Origin of the sequence: Methylobacterium jeotgali, from assembly GCF_022179345.1 — a bacterium.
Taxonomy (GTDB): domain Bacteria; phylum Pseudomonadota; class Alphaproteobacteria; order Rhizobiales; family Beijerinckiaceae; genus Methylobacterium; species Methylobacterium jeotgali.
The window spans coordinates 155,676-171,843 of record NZ_BPQR01000001.1; the positions used below are offsets into that span (position 1 = coordinate 155,676).

At 71.5% G+C, this 16,168-nt stretch carries 13 protein-coding genes; 4 read left to right on the forward strand and 9 right to left on the reverse strand.

Features of this window, described 5'->3' with window-relative positions; translation table 11 throughout:
* Window positions 1-36: 36 nt before the first annotated feature.
* Window positions 37-1,155 (forward strand): NADH:flavin oxidoreductase/NADH oxidase, encoded by a 1,119-nt coding sequence (locus tag MFF04_RS00720; protein WP_238273567.1) that lies wholly within the window; start codon window positions 37-39, stop codon window positions 1,153-1,155.
* 5 nt (window positions 1,156-1,160) lie between these two features.
* On the opposite strand, the gene MFF04_RS00725 is transcribed toward MFF04_RS00720, so the two are convergent.
* Window positions 1,161-1,928 (reverse strand): phosphodiester glycosidase family protein, encoded by a 768-nt coding sequence (locus MFF04_RS00725; RefSeq protein ID WP_238273568.1) that lies wholly within the window; start codon window positions 1,926-1,928, stop codon window positions 1,161-1,163.
* A 195-nt stretch (window positions 1,929-2,123) separates the two neighbouring features.
* Here MFF04_RS00725 and MFF04_RS00730 point away from each other — a divergent pair, with 195 nt between their 5' ends.
* A complete protein-coding gene (locus MFF04_RS00730) occupies window positions 2,124-2,576 on the forward strand; it encodes a hypothetical protein (RefSeq protein WP_238273569.1) in 453 nt (150 codons plus the stop codon).
* A 69-nt stretch (window positions 2,577-2,645) separates the two neighbouring features.
* On the opposite strand, the gene MFF04_RS00735 is transcribed toward MFF04_RS00730, so the two are convergent.
* Window positions 2,646-3,053, reverse strand: a complete 408-nt coding sequence (locus MFF04_RS00735; protein WP_238273570.1) for a DUF4174 domain-containing protein — start codon at window positions 3,051-3,053, stop codon at window positions 2,646-2,648.
* A gap of 141 nt (window positions 3,054-3,194) precedes the next feature.
* On the opposite strand from MFF04_RS00735, the gene curA reads away from it, so the two are divergent.
* Complete coding sequence (curA, locus tag MFF04_RS00740; RefSeq protein ID WP_238273571.1) at window positions 3,195-4,211, forward strand: NADPH-dependent curcumin/dihydrocurcumin reductase; 1,017 nt, start codon at window positions 3,195-3,197, stop codon at window positions 4,209-4,211.
* Between the two features lie 158 nt (window positions 4,212-4,369).
* Window positions 4,370-4,906 (forward strand): single-stranded DNA-binding protein, encoded by a 537-nt coding sequence (gene ssb, locus MFF04_RS00745; RefSeq protein WP_238273572.1) that lies wholly within the window; start codon window positions 4,370-4,372, stop codon window positions 4,904-4,906.
* Between the two features lie 37 nt (window positions 4,907-4,943).
* Here the strand turns inward: ssb and MFF04_RS00750 are convergent, their stop codons facing one another.
* From MFF04_RS00750 to MFF04_RS00780, 7 genes are all read right to left on the reverse strand, one after another.
* The gene (locus MFF04_RS00750) at window positions 4,944-5,861 is read right to left on the reverse strand and encodes a cation diffusion facilitator family transporter (RefSeq protein ID WP_238273573.1); all 918 of its coding nucleotides are present in this window, start codon (window positions 5,859-5,861) and stop codon (window positions 4,944-4,946) included.
* 37 nt (window positions 5,862-5,898) lie between these two features.
* Window positions 5,899-9,129, reverse strand: a complete 3,231-nt coding sequence (locus MFF04_RS00755; RefSeq protein WP_238273574.1) for an efflux RND transporter permease subunit — start codon at window positions 9,127-9,129, stop codon at window positions 5,899-5,901.
* An 11-nt stretch (window positions 9,130-9,140) separates the two neighbouring features.
* Window positions 9,141-10,463: an efflux RND transporter periplasmic adaptor subunit gene (locus MFF04_RS00760; protein ID WP_238273575.1), complete on the reverse strand. Its 1,323-nt coding sequence runs from the start codon at window positions 10,461-10,463 to the stop codon at window positions 9,141-9,143.
* A gap of 123 nt (window positions 10,464-10,586) precedes the next feature.
* Window positions 10,587-10,967: a hypothetical protein gene (locus MFF04_RS00765; RefSeq protein ID WP_238273576.1), complete on the reverse strand. Its 381-nt coding sequence runs from the start codon at window positions 10,965-10,967 to the stop codon at window positions 10,587-10,589.
* Between the two features lie 74 nt (window positions 10,968-11,041).
* On the reverse strand, window positions 11,042-14,188 hold the full coding sequence (locus MFF04_RS00770) for a multidrug efflux RND transporter permease subunit (RefSeq protein WP_238273577.1): 3,147 nt from the start codon (window positions 14,186-14,188) through the stop codon (window positions 11,042-11,044).
* Window positions 14,189-14,212: 24 nt separating this feature from the next.
* The gene (locus tag MFF04_RS00775; RefSeq protein WP_238273578.1) at window positions 14,213-15,385 is read right to left on the reverse strand and encodes an efflux RND transporter periplasmic adaptor subunit; all 1,173 of its coding nucleotides are present in this window, start codon (window positions 15,383-15,385) and stop codon (window positions 14,213-14,215) included.
* Window positions 15,386-15,443: 58 nt separating this feature from the next.
* Window positions 15,444-16,004 carry a TetR/AcrR family transcriptional regulator gene (locus MFF04_RS00780; protein ID WP_238273579.1) on the reverse strand — a complete coding sequence of 187 codons (561 nt, stop codon included), beginning with the start codon at window positions 16,002-16,004 and terminating at the stop codon, window positions 15,444-15,446.
* Window positions 16,005-16,168: the final 164 nt, after the last annotated feature.

A 16,168-nucleotide genomic window follows, 5' to 3' on the forward strand; every position in this document is an offset into this window, starting at 1 on the left:
GCCGGGTTATGACCGCGCGTCCCATCGGAGACCGCGATGCCGCCCCGCCTGTTCGAATCGCTGCGCCTCGACGAGCTCGAGCTCGACAACCGCATCCTGATCGCGCCGATGTGCCAGTACTCGGCGAGCGCCGGGGAGGCGGGCGACTGGCACATGATGCATCTCGGGCATCTCGCCATGTCGGGCGCCGGGCTGCTCACCTTGGAGGCGACGGCCGTCTCTCCCGAGGGCCGCATCACCGACGTGGATCTCGGCCTCTACAACGATGCCTGCGAGCGGGCGCTGGCCCGCGTGCTCGGCGCGGTGCGCGAGTACGCCCCGATCCCGGTCTGCATCCAGCTCGCCCATGCCGGGCGAAAAGGCTCGAGCGAGGCACCCTGGGCCGGCGGCGCCCAGGTTCCGCCGGACTCGCCCCACGGCTGGCGGACGGAGGCCCCCTCCGCGCTGCCCCACTCCGAGGGCGAGGTGGTCCCGCACGCTCTCGACCTCGAGGACCTCGCGCGCATCCGCGACGACTTCGTGGCGACCGCGATCCGCGCCGTGCGTCTCGGCATCGAGGCCTTCGAGCTTCACGGCGCCCACGGCTACCTGCTGCACCAGTTCCTGTCGCCGCTCGCCAACCAACGCACGGACGCCTACGGCGGCAGCCTCGCGAACCGGATGCGCTTCCCGCTGGAGGTGTTCGAGGCGGTGCGTGAGGTGGTGCCGCCGGGCGATCCCGTCTGGATGCGGGTCTCGGCCACCGACTGGGTCGAGGACGGCTGGGACATCGAGGACACCGTGGCGCTGGCCGCCGCCCTGAAGGAGCGCGGCGCCCCGGCGATCCACGTCTCCACCGGCGGCGTCTCGCCGAAGCAGGCGATCAAGCTCGGGCCGGGCTATCAGGTGCCCTACGCCGCGCGCATCAAGGCCGAGACGGGGCTCGCCACCATCGCCGTCGGACTCATCACCGAGGCGGCTCAGGCCGAGGCGATCCTCGCCGAGGGCAGGGCGGACGCGATCTCGCTCGCCCGCGTCATGCTCTACGACCCTCGCTGGCCCTGGCACGCGGCGGCCGAGCTCGGCGCGCAGGTCCGCGCCCCGAAGCAGTACTGGCGCTGCCAGCCCCGCGCGCTGAAGGACCTGTTCGAGGACTCGTCTTTCGGCCAGCGCTGACCCCGCTACCGGGCGACGGCGCCGACCAGCGGTCCGAGCGGCCGGCTGATGTCCCGCCGCCCCAGGCCCGGCGCGTAGAGGCTCGACACGCTGCCGTCGAGGAAGAGCGCGTTGCGGCAGCCGAGCGCGTCCTTGAAGAGGCGGGCGAAGGCGCCGAAGCTCACAGGACGCTCGGAGATCGCGAACACCGCGGTGCGGCCCTCGTCGCGCACGCCGACGCCGTTGCGGATCTTCTGCGAGGGCCCGTCCGTCGAGATCTTCGGGTGGATGCGGCCGTCCACCACCAGCATCGGGCCGGATTGGGTGGCGAACTCGGCCTTCGGCTTGGCGCGCAGGTAACGGGCGGTGTCGAGCACGCCGGCCTTGTCGCCGGCCACGTAGAAGACGCCGTTCGGCTTCAGGTGGAAGTTGCCGGGGCCGTTCGCCGTCGAGACGCCCTTCAGCTCCCGGCCCTCCTCGACGTAGAGACCGACCGGCGCCTGCTCGCGATCGTACATGCCGCCGTTCATGGCAAAGCTCAGCGAGGGTCCGACCTGATCGGCGAGGTTGCCGACCGAGGCGTAGGGCTGCCCGTCCCTGCCCCGCCAGAAGGTGCGCAGGCGCTGCTTCCTGAGGTCGACGACGCAGACCGTGTAGGCCTCGCCCTCGGCCTGGACGGCGCGGCAGGGGCCCGCCGCCGGAGCGGCCGAGACCAGTGCGCCGAGCAGTGGCGCCAGCACCAGACCCGCCAGGATGGGGCGGGGCGATCGGTTCGGGACGGGACGTAACGACATCGTGAAGCCTCGCCGGGACGACCGCGAACGCGCCCCGTGCGCCCTCTCGCCAGAGAGCGTGGCGATTTTCAAGCGGCCGAAGCGGATCGGGCGGGAGAAAGGCGTCGAAGATGCGTCACTCGACCGCTGAACTGTCCGCGGCTTCTGCACGTTCTCAAGCCACTGGGGGACGAAGGCGATTCCGGAGTTCTGACGATGAGACATCTTCTTCTCGGCTCTGCCCTGATGGCCGGCGCGCTGGCGATGGTGCCGGCCACGGCCGACGCCCGCGGCTTCGGCGGCGGCGGCTTCCACGGGGGCGGCTTCCATGGCGGTGGGTTCGGCGGCTTCCGCGGCGGTGGATTCGGGGGCGGCTTCCGCGGGGCCGGCTTCGGCTATCGCGGCGGCTACGGTGGCTACCGCGGCGGATATGGCTGGCGCCGCGGTGGCTACGGCTACGGGCTCGGCGGCCTCGGGCTCGGCGTCGGCCTCGGGCTTGCGGCGGGCAGCTACTACGGCGGCTACGGCTATCCGGGATATGGGTATGGCGGCTACGGCTACGCCCCGGCTGCCTATGGCGGCTACGATTATGGCGGCTGCTACTCCGTTCCGCGCACCCGCTGGACGCCCTGGGGACCGCAGCGAGTCTGGGTGCAGCGCTGCTACTGATCCCGACGGATCGACGGAAGGGCCGCCCTCGGGGCGGCCCTTTTCTTTCGCCCACGCGAGCGGTGTCGCCTACTTCCGCATCTCGTCGCGGCGCATCGGCATGGCGTCGATGGTGCCGAACAGGCGGTCCGCAGTGATCGGCTCGGCCGAGACGACCTTCGCCTCGCCATCCTTGCCGACGAGCACGGCCCGGAACGCGTCCGCCGGCAGCGAGAGCCGCCGCCGCACCCGCGGAGCCTGCCCCGACGCGCCGATCGCCTCGACCGTGACGAGGTCGCGCTCGCCGGCTCCGGCCTTCGCCGCCTCCAGGATCCGGCGCTGCGCGGCGAGGAGCGGGTCGGCCGGGTCCGGCGCCGCGACCACGAGGAGGCGCGCCTTCCAGCGATAGGCGGCGAGGGGATCGTCCGAGGCCTCTGCCCCGTCCGCGCCTCCGGTGAGGGACAGGGCGATTATCGCGAGGGCGTGGAACGGTCTCATTCCGTCGGGCTCCGGTTCGGCCGGCCTTGACCGGCATCGCGGCGGGACAACGCCCCGCGCCGCGCCTCAGGCGCATGGGTGGCCGAGGACGCGATGCCGCTCCATCTGTCGGCCTCCCGAACGAGCGACCGGAGGCCGTCCATGGCAGAGATCAACCGCCGCATCGTGCTGGCCGCGCGCCCCCACGGCGAGCCGAACGCCTCGCATTTCCGGATGGAGGAGGGGCGTGTGCCCCACCCCGGCGAGAGCGAGGTGCTGCTGCGCAACCGCTGGCTCTCCCTCGACCCCTACATGCGCGGGCGCATGAGCGCGGCGAAGTCCTACGCCGAGCCCGTCGGCATCGGCGAGGTGATGGTCGGCGGCACCGTGAGCGAGGTCGTCGCCTCGCAGCATCCGGATTTCGCGGCGGGCGAGACGGTCGTCGCCTTCGGCGGCTGGCAGGACTACGCGGTGTCGGGCGCGAAGGGCCTGCGCAAGCTCGACCCGCGCGTGTCGCCGCCGAGCCTGGCGCTCGGCATCCTCGGGATGCCGGGCATGACCGCCTATACCGGCCTTCTCGACATCGGCCGCCCGAAGCCCGGCGAGACCGTGGTGGTGGCGGCCGCAACGGGCCCGGTCGGCTCCCTCGTCGGGCAGATCGCCCGGCTGAAGGGGGCGCGTGCTGTCGGCATCGCCGGCGGGCCGGAGAAGTGCCGGGCGCTGACCGAGGTGTTCGGCTTCGACGCCGCGATCGACCACCGCGCCGCCGACTTCCCCCAGGCGCTCGCCGCCGCCTGCCCGGACGGCATCGACGTCTACTTCGAGAATGTCGGCGGCGCCGTGTTCGAGGCGGTGCTGCCGCTCCTCAACGACTTCGCGCGGGTGCCCGTCTGCGGGCTGGTCGCGGGCTACAACGATACCGAACTGCCCGCGGGGCCCGACCGCTCGCCGGTGCTGATGCGGGCGGTGCTCACCAAGCGCCTGCATCTCCAGGGCTTCATCGTGTGGGATTTCGCCGACAGGGCGGACGCGTTCGGGCGCGACGTCGGCGCCTGGCTCGCCGAGGGCCGCGTCGCCTATCGCGAGGACGTGGTGGACGGGCTGGAGAACGCGCCCGAGGCCTTCGTCGGCCTCCTGAAGGGACGCAACTTCGGCAAGCTCGTGGTGCGCCTCGACTGACGGTCCCTTGCCGCCGATTGAGAACGAAAATAGAACATATCGGCCGTTATCCCCGTGGATTGCCGCGCCCGCCGATTGCGGCGGGGCGGCTACCGGAGGACAACCGTGCGGGCCCGATCCGGGCGGCCCCGTGAGATCGACAGGCTAGGGAGAGTGACATGGCGGGCAGCGTCAACAAGGTGATCCTCGTCGGCAACCTCGGGCGCGATCCCGAGACGCGGCGGCTCTCCTCGGGCGATCCGGTGGTGAACCTGCGCATCGCGACCTCGGACTCCTGGAAGGACAAGATGTCGGGCGAGCGCAAGGAGAAGACCGAGTGGCACTCGGTGGTGATCTACAACGAGAACCTCGCCCGCGTGGCCGAGCAGTACCTGCGCAAGGGCTCGAAGGTCTACGTCGAGGGCCAGCTCCAGACCCGGAAATGGCAGGACCAGTCGGGCGTCGAGAAGTATACGACCGAGGTCGTGCTCCAGCGCTTCCGGGGCGAGCTGACGATCCTCGACGGCCGCGGCGGCGGGGGCGGCGAGTTCGCCTCCGAGGACGAGGGCGGCGGCGGCCAGATCAGCCGCGGCGGCCCGCGGGACGAGTTCGGCGGTGGCCGCGCCCAGGGCGGTGAGCGCCGTCCGGCCTCCGGCGGTGGCGGGGGTGGCAGCTCGCGGGGCAACTACGACCTCGACGACGACATCCCGTTTTAGGATCGCGGAGCCGCCGCCCCCGCCCGCCGGGCTCCGGTCAGATCGGTAGGCGCGGGGTCTCGGCGGCGAGCGCCTCGTCCTCGATCTGGATCGTCACGTGCTCGATGCCGTGGCGATCGTCGAGCAGGGCCCTGATCGCGCGGATCACCGCCGGACCGCCGGCGAAATCGTCGACCACGACGTGCCCGCTCATGGCGTCGAGCCCGGAGGTCAGCGTCCAGGCGTGGAGGTCGTAGGCCCGGAGCACGCCCGGCATCGCCTCGATCTCGGCTTTCAGCGCGGCGAGGTCGACGCCCGGCGGCGTGCCCTCCAGCAGGATGTGCAGCGCCTCGTTCAGGAGCCGCCAGGTGCGCGGCACGATGAACAGGCCGATGCCGGCACCGACGAGCGGGTCCACCCAGGTCCACCCCGTCGCCATCACCACCAGGGCCGCGACGATGACGCCGAGCGAGCCCAGCATGTCCGAGAACACCTCGAAATAGGCGCCCCGCACGTTGAGGCTCTCGGAGGCGCCGCCGGAGAGCAGCTTCATGCTGGCGAGGTTCACGCCGAGGCCGACGAGGGCCACCAGCATCATCGGCCAGCCGAGGATCTCGGTCGGCTCCACGAAGCGCCGGTAGGCCTCGTAGAGGATGAAGGCGGTGACGCCGAGGAGCACGACGGCGTTGGCGAGCGCGGCCAGGATCTCGAAGCGCACGTAGCCGAAGCTCTTGCCGGGCGTCGGCGCCTTGCCCGCGACGTGGATCGCCAGCAGCGACAGGGCGAGGCCGCCGGCATCGGTGACCATGTGCGCGGCGTCGGCGAGCAGCGCGAGGCTGCCGGTGAGCAGGCCGCCGATCACCTCGACCAGCATGTAGGCGAGCGTCAGCCCGAGCGCCCAGGCGAGCCGGCCCTTGTTGCGGGCGGCGGCCGATCCCGAGGGGATGCCGCCGCCATGCGAGTGTCCGTGTCCCATACGTCGCTTCCGGGTTCGAGAGAGGATCGTTCGGGGCCTACTCCGCCGCCGCGAGGGGCCGCGGCGCCGTCTCGACGGGCGACGCCTCCGCCTTGCCGAAGCGGGCGTAGAGGGCCGGCAGCACCACCAGCGTCAGCAGGGTTGCGCTGATCAGGCCGCCGATCACGACGGTCGCCAGCGGCCGCTGGATCTCGGCCCCGGTTCCCGTCGCGATCGCCATCGGCACGAAGCCGAGGGAGGCGACGAGCGCGGTCATCGCCACCGGCCGCAGACGCGTCATGGCGCCCTCCAGGATGGCCTCGCGCTTCGGACGGCCCTGCGCCGCGAGCTGCTTGATGAAGGTCAGCATCACGAGCCCGTTCAGCACCGCCACGCCGGACAGCGCGATGAAGCCGACCGCCGCCGACACCGAGATCGGCATGCCGCGCAGCCACAGGGCCGCGATGCCGCCGGTGAGCGCCAGGGGAACCGCGCTGAACACGAGGAGCGCGTCGCGCGCCGAGCCCAGAGCCGAGGAGAGGAGCAGGAAGATCAGGAAGAAGCAGACCGGCACGACGACCATCAGCCGCCGCTTGGCCGAGGCGAGGTTCTCGAACTGCCCGCCCCAGGTCACGGTGGAGCCCGGCGGCAGCGGCACCTCGGCGGCGACCTTCGCTTGCGCCTCCGCCACAAGCGAGCCGATGTCGCGGCCGCGCGCGTTGGCGGTGACGACGACCCGGCGCCGGCCGTTCTCCCGGCTGATCTGGTTCGGCCCCTCGGTGACGGAGAAGGACGCCACCTGCTTCAGCAGCAAGGAGGTCGTCCTTCCGCCCGGACCCGGCGGCAGCGGCACCGGGATGTTCTCCAGGGCCTCGCGGTCCTCGCGCACCTCGTCGGTGAGGCGCACCACGATGGGGAAGCGGCGATCGCCCTCGAAGACGACCCCGGCCTCCCGCCCGCCGATCGCGGCGCCGACGACCTCCTGGATCGCCCCGGTGCTGAGGCCGTATCGGGCGGCCTCGGCCTTGTCGATCGCGATCTCCAGAAAGGGCAGGCCCGCGATCTGCTCGACCTTGACGTCCTCCGCGCCCCGGACGCCGCGCAGCACCGCCGCGATCCGGTTGGCCGTCTTGAGCATCGGCTCGAACTCGTCGCCGAACACCTTCACGGCGAGATCGCCGCGGGTGCCGGCCAAGAGTTCGTTGAAGCGGAGCTGGATCGGCTGCGAGAACTCGTAGACGTTGCCGGCGAGTTGCCCGAGCGCCGCTTCGATCTGCTCCTGAAGATCGGCCTTGGAGAGGCTCGGATCGGGCCAGGCGCTCTGCGGCTTGAGGATGACGAAGGTGTCGGAGGCGTTCGGCGGCATCGGGTCCGAGGCGACCTCGGCGGTGCCGGTCTTGGAGAAGACATAGGCCACCTGCGGGAACTTCGCGATCGCCCGCTCGACCTTGAGCTGCATCGCCTGCGACTGGGTGAGGGAGGTCGAGGGAATGCGGGTGGCGTTGAGCCCGATGCTCTTCTCGTCGAGCTGCGGGATGAACTCGGTCCCGAGGCGGGTGGAAAGGAGACCCGCCGCGACGAGCAGCAGGACGGCGCCGGTCACGAAGGCGCCCGGCGCCCGGACCGCCCCGGCGAGCAGCGGCCGGTAGGCCGCCTTGAGCGCGCGGACGAGGGGGTTGTCCGTCTCCCTGACCCTGCCGGTGACCGCCACGGCGATGAGCGCCGGCACGAAGGTCAGCGACAGGACGAAGGCGGCCGCCAGCGCGATGATGACCGTCGCCGCCATCGGCTGGAACATCTTGCCCTCGACGCCGGTGAAGCCGAGGAGCGGCACGTAGACCAGGATGATGATCGCCTGCCCGTAGAGGGTCGGCTGGATCATCTCCTCGGCGGAGGCCCGCACCGTCTCGAGCCGTTCCTCGAGGGCGAGGGTCCGGCCGAGCCGATGCTGGCGCTCGGCGAGATGGCGCAGGGCGTTCTCGGTGATGATGACGGCCCCGTCGACGATGAGGCCGAAATCGAGGGCGCCGAGCGACATCAGGTTGGCCGAGATGCGGGCCTCGACCATGCCGGTCAGGGTCGCGAGCATGGCGATCGGGATGACGAGCGCGGTGATGATCGCGGCGCGGATGTTGCCGAGGAGCAGGAACAGCACGAGGATCACCAGGGCGGCGCCCTCGGTGAGGTTCTTGACCACGGTCCGGATCGTCGCCTCGACGAGCTGCGTGCGGTCGAGGACGGTCTGGACCTCGACACCCGGCGGCAGGGTCCTGCGGATCTGCTCCATGCGGGCGTCGACGGCGGCGGCGACCGTGCGGCTGTTCTCGCCGATCAGCATCAGGGCGGTTCCGATCACGGCCTCGCGGCCGTTCTCGCTGCCGGAGCCGGTGCGCAGGTCGCGGCCGATGCGGACCTCGGCGATGTCGCGGATGCGCACCGGCACGCCGCCGCGGGTGGCGACCACCACGGTCTCGATATCCGTCATGCCCTCCAGGCGGCCGGCCGCGCGCACGACGTAGCCCTCGCCGTTGTCCTCCAGGTAGCGGGCGCCCTGGTTGGCGTTGTTGGTCTCCAGCGCCCGGCCGACGTCGCCGAAGGACAGGTCGAGGGAGGCGAGCTTCGTCGGGTCCGGCTGGACGTGGTACTGCTTCTCGTAGCCGCCGATGCCGTCGACCCCGGCCACGCCCGGCACGGTCCTGATCTGTGGCCGGATGATCCAATCCTGCACCGTGCGCAGGTAGGCGGTCTGCTCCAGCTCCGTTCGAAGGCGTTGGCCCTCGGGGGTCAGATAGCTGCCGTCGCCCTGCCAGCCCGGCCTGCCGTCGGAGACGGTGCGCGCGTCGGGCGCCGCGTAGTGGATCGACCACATGTAGATCTCGCCCAGCCCCGTGGAGATCGGGCCCATGGCTGGCTCGGCACCGGGCGGCAGGTCGCGCCGGATCTGGGCGAGGCGCTCGGCGACCTGCTGCCGGGCGAAGTAGATGTCGAGCCCCTCGGCGAAGACCGCAGTGACCTGCGAGAAGCCGTTTCGCGAGAGCGAGCGGGTGTATTCCAGGCCCTTGATGCCGGCGAGCGCCGTCTCGACCGGGTAGGTCACCTGCTTCTCGACATCGACCGGCGAGAGCGAGGGCGCGGTCGTGTTGATCTGGACCTGGTTGTTGGTGATGTCGGGCACGGCGTCGATGGGCAGCTTCATGGCCGCGTAGCCGCCGAAGCCGGCGGCCAGCAGCGTCAGGAGCAGCACGAGCCAGCGCCGTCGGACCGAAAAATCGAGGATGCGGCCGATCATGTCCGGGCTCCTCAATGCGAATGGCCGGCTTCGCTCTTCCCGAGCTCGGCCTTGAGGAGGAAGGAGTTGGCGACGGCAAGTTCCTCGCCGGGCTTCAGGCCGGAGACGACCTCGAAGGCGTCGTCGTCGGAGCGACCGAGCGCGACCTCGCGCTTTTCGAAACCCTCCTCGGTGCGCACGAAGACGACGCGCTTGCCCTCGATCGTCTGGAGAGCTTGCTTGGGCACGCGGACCGGCACCGCGTCGCGGGCGATCTCGACCTCGGCCGTGACGTAGGTGCCGGGGCGCCAAGCCATATCCTTGTTGGGCAGCGCCACCACGACGCGGGCCGAGCGGGTCTCGGCGTTGAGGAGCGGGCTGACGAAGACGACCCGGCCCTCCGCGTGGCGCTCGCGGCCTTCCCGCGTCGGCGTGACGGTGACGCGGGCGCCCTCCCGGACCCTGGCGAGCTCGACGGTCGGGACCGCGAGCTCGATCCAGACGGTCGAGAGATCGGCCACGCCGTAGAGGTCGGGGGGGTCGCCCTCCTTGCCCACCGCGGTGCCGACATCGACCTTGCGCTCGACGATCCGGCCGGCCATCGGCGCGCGCAGCTCGTACTGGCGCAGCGTGGAGGTGTTCGGGGTCGCCTCGTCGCGCTTCTGCGCGGCGGCGACCTCGGCGGCGTCGAGGCCGAGGGCGGAGAGCTTCTGCCGGGCGAGATCGACGCGCAGGCGGGCCTCCAGGAAGACGGCGCGGGCGCTCTGGAAGGCGGCCTCGGAGGCCGACTGGGACGCCAGCAGCTTCTGTTGGCGCTCGAAGTTGATCTTCTCCAGCTCGGCCTTGACCGAGGCGGTCAGGTACTCGCTCTTGGCGTCGGCGACCTCGCGGCTGTCGAGCACGGCGACGACCTCGCCCTTCGCCACGTCGTCGCCCAGGCGCTTGCGCATCTCGGAGACGGTGCCGACCACCCGCGCGGGCACGCGGGCGATCCGGTCGGCATCGGGCGCGACGGTGCCGGGCACCAGGATGTGCCGGTACAGCGTGCCGCCCTCGGCCTTCGCGACGCGGATCTCCTGGTTCTCGATCTGCTCGGCGGTCATCCGGACGTGATCCTCCTCGCCCTCGGCCTCCGACTGGTCGTGACCGCCGTGGGAAGACTCGCCCTTCGCGGCGTGCTTGCCGTGGTCGTGGCCGTCGCCCTCGGTGTGCCCGGGCCCTGCGGCGGGGGTGAAGAGCGTCGGCGGCAGCCCGGCGGAGGCCAGCAGGCCGCGGACGAGATCGGAGACGGCGGGAAAGGCGGCGCCCACGAGGACGCCGGCGGCCACGAGGGCCGCGGAGAGAAGAATGCGCATGATGCCTGCTCGGCCTTGGACCCGACGCAGCAGCGGCGTCGCGGTCGGTCCGGTTCCGTTGCGTGAGGGCGGCTCCGGAACGCTTCGCTCCGGGCTCGGGACGCGCGCCTTCGCGGCGTCGCCTCAGGCGCGGGGCGGTCTCGGCAGGCGGTCGGGGAAGATCGAGGCGGCGGCCAGGCTCACCCGCTCGTAGCGGGGACGGGAGGCCGAAGGCAGGGGCGCGGACGCGGCCTCGTCCAGCGCGATGCCGGCATGGCAGCCGCAATGGACGTGGCAGCCGAGGCCGGGATCGGCGGTCTGGCTTCCGCCGGCGTCGGCCGAGGACGCGAAGGCGCGCTCCGTCTGCGCGTGGCCGGGGTGATCCTGGTGATACGCGAGATCCTCGGCGAGGCCGGCGGTCGGCGCGGCGACGGCGAGCGCCAGGACGAGCGCCAGCGCGCGGGCGGCACTCGCCCACCAGCCCGTCAGCGCCCCGAAGGCCCCATGACGTCGCGTCGCGGTCATCGCCGCCCTTATGGGCGATCCGGGGCGCCGGCCGCAAGCGGGCGATGGGCAAGTCCACCATGCGCGTCGATCTCCTAGCGTGCGCCCTCCGAAGCCTCCTCGGCGACGGCTGGGCCGGCGGCCGCCTTGGGCTCGCGCCGGAAGGCTTGTGCGATGAGGACGTAGAAGAGCGGCGTGACGAACACGGCGAGCACGGTGGCGGTGATCATGCCGCCGAGGACGCCCGTGCCGATCGCCCGCTGGCTGTTCATGCTGGCGCCCGTGGCGATGGCGAGCGGCACCACGCCGAGGATGAAGGCGAAGGAGGTCATCACGATCGGCCGGAAGCGCAGGACGCACGCCTCGAGCGCCGCCTCCCGAAGGGAGCGCCCCTGCGCCGCGAGGTCCTTGGCGACCTCGATGATCAGGATGGCGTTCTTCGCGGTGAGGCCGATCACGGTGATCAGGCCGACCTTGAAGTAGACGTCGTTCGGCATGTCGCGCAGCAGCATGGCGAAGACGGCGCCGACGATGCCTGTGGGCACAACGAGCAGCACGGCGAGCGGGATCGACCAGCTCTCGTAGAGCGCCGCGAGGCAGAGGAAGACGCAGAACAGCGACAGGGCCAGCAGATAGACCGCCTGGCTGCCCGAGAGCTTCTCCTGAAGCGACTGACCGGTCCAGGCATAGTCGAAGCCGGCGGGAAGCTGCGCGGCGAGGCGCTCCATCTCGGCCATCGCATCGCCGCTGGCGTAGCCCGGCGCGGCGCTCCCCGAGATCTTGATGCTCGGATAGCCGTTGAAGCCCACGACCTGCGAGGGGCCCATCGTCCACTGCACCTGCGCGAAGGATTGCAGCGGCACCATCTGGCCCCGCGCGTTGCGCACGTAGATGTCGAGCAGATCCTCGGCCTTCATCCGGCGGCCGGCCTCGGCCTGGACGATGACGCGCTGCATGCGGGCCTGGTTGGGGAAGTCGTTGACGTAGGCCGAGCCGAGGCTCGTGGAGAGCGCGTCGTTGATGTCGGCGAAGGTGACGCCCAGCGCGTTCGCCTTCTGCCGGTCGAGGACGAGCTCGATCTGGGGCGCCGTCGGCAGGCCCTCGACGTAGACGCCCTGGAGGACCGGGCTCTGGCCTGCGGCCTTCACCAGTTGGTCGCGGGCGGCGGCGAGCGCGGCGTAGCCCTGCTGGCCCTTGTCCTGGAGACGGAAGGCGAAGCCGCTGGAGTTGCCGAGCGCCTCGATGGCCGGCGGCGACAGCGACATGGCGATGGCGTCGGGCAGGGCACCGAGCACGGCGTTGGCACGGGCGCTGAGCGCCTCGGCCCCGTCCTTCGCGCCCCGCTCCTTCCAGTCCTTCAGGGTCACGAAGGCGATGGCCGCGTTCTGGCCCTGCCCGGAGAAGCCGAAGCCGAGCAGCGTGGTCCGCGCGTCGACCGCGGGCTCGGCGGCGAAATGCTCCTCGATCCGCTTCACCACGTCGAGGGTGCGGCCGGTCGCGGATTCCGGCGGCGTCTGGGCGTCGACGATGACGTAGCCCTGGTCCTCGATCGGCAGGAAGCTCGAAGGCATGCGCAGGTAGCCCCAGCCGAGGGCCCCGAGCAGGGCGGCATAGACGACGAGCGCCCGGCCGGGGTGCCGCAGGATGCCGGCGACGCCGGAGCGGTAGGCCAGCGTGCCGGACTGGAAGCGGCGGTTGAACCAGCCGAAGAAGCCGCGCTTCGCGTGCCCGTGCCCCTTCTCGACGGGCTTGAGCAGCGTCGCGCAGAGCGCCGGCGTCAGCGACAGCGCCAGGAAGGCCGAGAAGGCGATGGAGGTCGCCATCGCGATGGCGAACTGGCGATAGATCACGCCGACGGAGCCGGGGAAGAAGGCCATCGGCACGAAGACGGCCACCAGGACCGAGGTGATGCCGACGATGGCCCCGGTGATCTGGCCCATGGCCTTCTTCGTGGCTTCGCGAGGGCTCAGCCCCTCCTCGCTCATGATGCGCTCGACGTTCTCGACGACGACGATGGCGTCGTCGACGAGGATGCCGATCGCCAGCACCATGCCGAACATCGTCAGCACGTTGATGGAGAAGCCTGCGAGCAGCAGGGCGCCGCAGGTGCCGAGCAGCGCCACCGGCACCACGATGGTCGGGATCAGGGTGTAGCGGATGTTCTGCAGGAACAGGAACATCACGGCGAAGACGAGCGCCATCGCCTCGGCGAGCGTCATCAGCACCTTGCGGATCGACACCTCCACGAAGGGCGTGGTGTCGTACGGGATCGAGACGCTGACGCCCGCGGGCAGCGTCCGCGAGAGCTGGGCGAGCTTCGCCTTCACGCCGGTGGCGGCCGCGAGCGCGTTGCCGCCGGGCGCGAGCTGGATGCCGATGCCCGCGGCCGGCCGGCCGTCGAGGCGCGTCTGCATCGCGTAGGATTGACCGCCGAGCTCGATCTCGGCCACGTCGCGCAGGCGCACCAGCGATCCGTCGGGGTTCGCCCGCAGCACGATGTCGCCGAACTCGGCGACCGTGGTGAGCTGCCCCTTCACGAGGACGCTCGCGGCGATGCGCTGGCCCTGCTTCGCCGGCTGGGAGCCGACGATGCCCGAGGCGACCTGGGCGTTCTGGGCGCCGACGGCGGCCGTCACGTCGCCGGGGGTGAGGTTGAGGCCGACGAGCTTGACCGGGTCGATCCAGATGCGCAGCGCCTTCTCCGTCGAGAACAGGGTCGCGCGGCCGACGCCGGGCACCCGCCGCAGCTCCGCGAGGATGCGACGGGCGGCGATGTCGCCGAGATCCGACTCGCTGAGGGAGCCGTCGCGGGAGGACACGACCACGAACTGGAGGAAGCTCGTGCTCGCCTCCTCCACGATGACGCCCTGCTGCGCTACGGCGCGGGGCAGCCGGGCCTCGACGCGCTTGATCCGGTTCTGGACGGCGACGGTGGCCTTCGACGGGTCCGAGCCCGGTGCGAAGGAGGCCATGATCTGCGCCATGCCCGAGGTGTCGCTGGTGGACTCGAAGTACATCAGCCCCGGGATGCCGTTCAGCTCCTCCTCGATGATGCGGGTGACGCCGTCGTAGAGCCGCTCCGGCGGCGCGCCTGGATAGGTCGCCGTCACCTGGATCGTGACCGGAGCCACGTCCGGGTACTGCGAGACCGGGAGGAAGGCGATGGAGATCGCCCCGATCGTCATGATGAAGATCGAGATCGCCCAGGCGAAGATCGGGCGGGCGATGAAGAAGCGGGTCATGGCGGATGCGCCTGCGCTTGCGGATCAGGGCTGTGCGGATGCGGCGGCGGAGCGGCCGCCGGCCCAGGGCACCGGATTGACGGACAGGCCGGGCTGGATCTTCTGGAAGCCCTCGACCACGACGGTCTCGCCGGGCTTCAGCCCCTCCTCGACGATCCAGCCGGCATCGGTGAGCGCGCCGGTGCGCAGCGGCCGCAGCGAGAGGGTCTTGTCCGCGCCGACCACGAAGGCCTGCGCCACGCCGGCGCTCGAGCGCTGGATGGCCTGCGCCGGGACGACCACCGCGCCGGGCAGCATCCCCTGCGCGACGCGGATGCGGACATAGGTCCCCGGCAAGAGGAGGACCTTCGGGTTCGGGAAGGTGGCCCGCAGGGAGACCTGCCCGGTGCCGGGATCGACGCTCACGTCCGTGAACAGCAGCCGCCCGGCATCGGGGTGCAGGGAGCCGTCGGCGAGGACGAGCCGCACCTCGGTCGCCGCTTTGCCGGCGGCGTGGTCGGCGAGGAAGCTCGGATCGGACGCGGAGGCGTTGAAGTCGGCGTAGATCGGGTCGACCTGCTGGATGAGGGCGAGCTTCGTCGTCTCGCCCTGCCCGACGAGGGCGCCCTCCGTGACCATGGCGCGGCCGATGCGGCCGGCGATGGGCGCGCGCACGGTGGCGTAGTCGAGGTCGATCCGCGCGCGGGCGAGCTGCGCCTTCGCGCTCGCGACGTCCGCTTCCGCCTGCCGCAGGGTGGCGATGGCGATGTCGTGCTGGGCGGTGCTGGCGGACTGGCGCTCCAGCAGCGTCTCGGTGCGCTCGGACTGCCTGGCCGCCTGCACCCGCGTGGCCTCGGCTCTCGCGAGCGCGGCCTCCCGGGCGTCGACCTCGGCCTTGTAGACCGCCGGATCGATCCGGAAGAGGATGTCGCCCTTCCCCACGAGGCTGCCCTCCTCGAAGGTGCGCTCGCGGACGATGCCGGAGACCTGGGCGCGGACCTCGGCCACGCGGGTCGAGGCGAGCCGGCCCGGAAGGTCGAGGGTGCGCGGCACGCTCACTGCCTCGACCGTCGCGGTCGAGACGACCGGCGGCGGGTTCTCGGCGCCGGAGGCGGCCGTCTCGGTCCCTGCCGGCTTGCAGGCGGCGAGGGCAAGCGCCAGCACGCCGGGCGCCAGGATGGAAATGACGCGCAGGCGTCGGTGTCGGTGCCGTGTCATGGCTCGGCTCGTCCCTCGGACAGATGGGATGCGGTGCGGCGTCCGGATCGTGGCGATCTCAGCCGGTTCGGGTCATGGCGACGAGACGGTCGCGCAGGGCGGGGACGTCCGGCCGCGGACAACCGTCGCCGATGAGAAGGGCGAGCCAGGCGCCGTCGGCGGCGAGCCGCACGATCTCGAGGACCGGCCCGTCGTCGGTGTCGCGGTGCCGCTCCATGCGCCCGGCGATCCATGCGGCCATCAGGCGCCGCAGGCTCGGCTCGGCGAGGATCGAAAGGTGCAGGGCCGCCCACTGGCTGCCGCGGGGAAGCAGCGGGTCGGAGAAGTTCGAGATGACGTAGGCGCGGGTGAAGGCGCCTTGCGGGTCCGGGTCCTGCGCCATCGTGAGGTCGATGACTGCGTCGACCTTCGCGACGACGTCGAGGAAGACGCCCTCCACCAGGGCCTGCTTGCTCGGGAAGTGATGGAAGAGGCCGCCCTTCGTGACGCCCGCCGCCTCGGCGACGGCCGCCACCGTCACCGCTCCGAGACCCTGCTCCAGGGCGAGCGTGGCCGCGCAATCGAGCAGCGCCCGCCGGACGACGTCCGGCTGCTTCTTGCGGTGATAGGCGCTCGTCATGATCGGTGGCTCGACGCGCTCGGGAGCGCCCGCGGTAACCGGGCGCAACGAGAGGGTGATCGGACGAGACCGGAGCAGCCCGACCTCTATCGCGGCTAGATACCGACCGAGCGGTATCTTTTCAAGCGTCCGTCGTTGAAATGTGCAACGACGGACGCTTGAAA

Bases quoted from the DNA above. Each gene is read 5' to 3' on its own strand.
- ssb (WP_238273572.1), top strand. From the start codon at position 4,370: ATGGCGGGCAGCGTCAACAAGGTGATCCTCGTCGGCAACCTCGGGCGC.
- MFF04_RS00780 (WP_238273579.1), bottom strand. From the start codon at position 16,004: ATGACGAGCGCCTATCACCGCAAGAAGCAGCCGGACGTCGTCCGGCGG.
- MFF04_RS00730 (WP_238273569.1), top strand. From the start codon at position 2,124: ATGAGACATCTTCTTCTCGGCTCTGCCCTGATGGCCGGCGCGCTGGCG.
- MFF04_RS00735 (WP_238273570.1), bottom strand. From the start codon at position 3,053: ATGAGACCGTTCCACGCCCTCGCGATAATCGCCCTGTCCCTCACCGGA.
- MFF04_RS00775 (WP_238273578.1), bottom strand. From the start codon at position 15,385: ATGACACGGCACCGACACCGACGCCTGCGCGTCATTTCCATCCTGGCG.
- MFF04_RS00770 (WP_238273577.1), bottom strand. From the start codon at position 14,188: ATGACCCGCTTCTTCATCGCCCGCCCGATCTTCGCCTGGGCGATCTCG.
- curA (WP_238273571.1), top strand. From the start codon at position 3,195: ATGGCAGAGATCAACCGCCGCATCGTGCTGGCCGCGCGCCCCCACGGC.
- MFF04_RS00760 (WP_238273575.1), bottom strand. From the start codon at position 10,463: ATGCGCATTCTTCTCTCCGCGGCCCTCGTGGCCGCCGGCGTCCTCGTG.
- MFF04_RS00755 (WP_238273574.1), bottom strand. From the start codon at position 9,129: ATGATCGGCCGCATCCTCGATTTTTCGGTCCGACGGCGCTGGCTCGTG.
- MFF04_RS00725 (WP_238273568.1), bottom strand. From the start codon at position 1,928: ATGTCGTTACGTCCCGTCCCGAACCGATCGCCCCGCCCCATCCTGGCG.
- MFF04_RS00750 (WP_238273573.1), bottom strand. From the start codon at position 5,861: ATGGGACACGGACACTCGCATGGCGGCGGCATCCCCTCGGGATCGGCC.
- MFF04_RS00765 (WP_238273576.1), bottom strand. From the start codon at position 10,967: ATGACCGCGACGCGACGTCATGGGGCCTTCGGGGCGCTGACGGGCTGG.
- MFF04_RS00720 (WP_238273567.1), top strand. From the start codon at position 37: ATGCCGCCCCGCCTGTTCGAATCGCTGCGCCTCGACGAGCTCGAGCTC.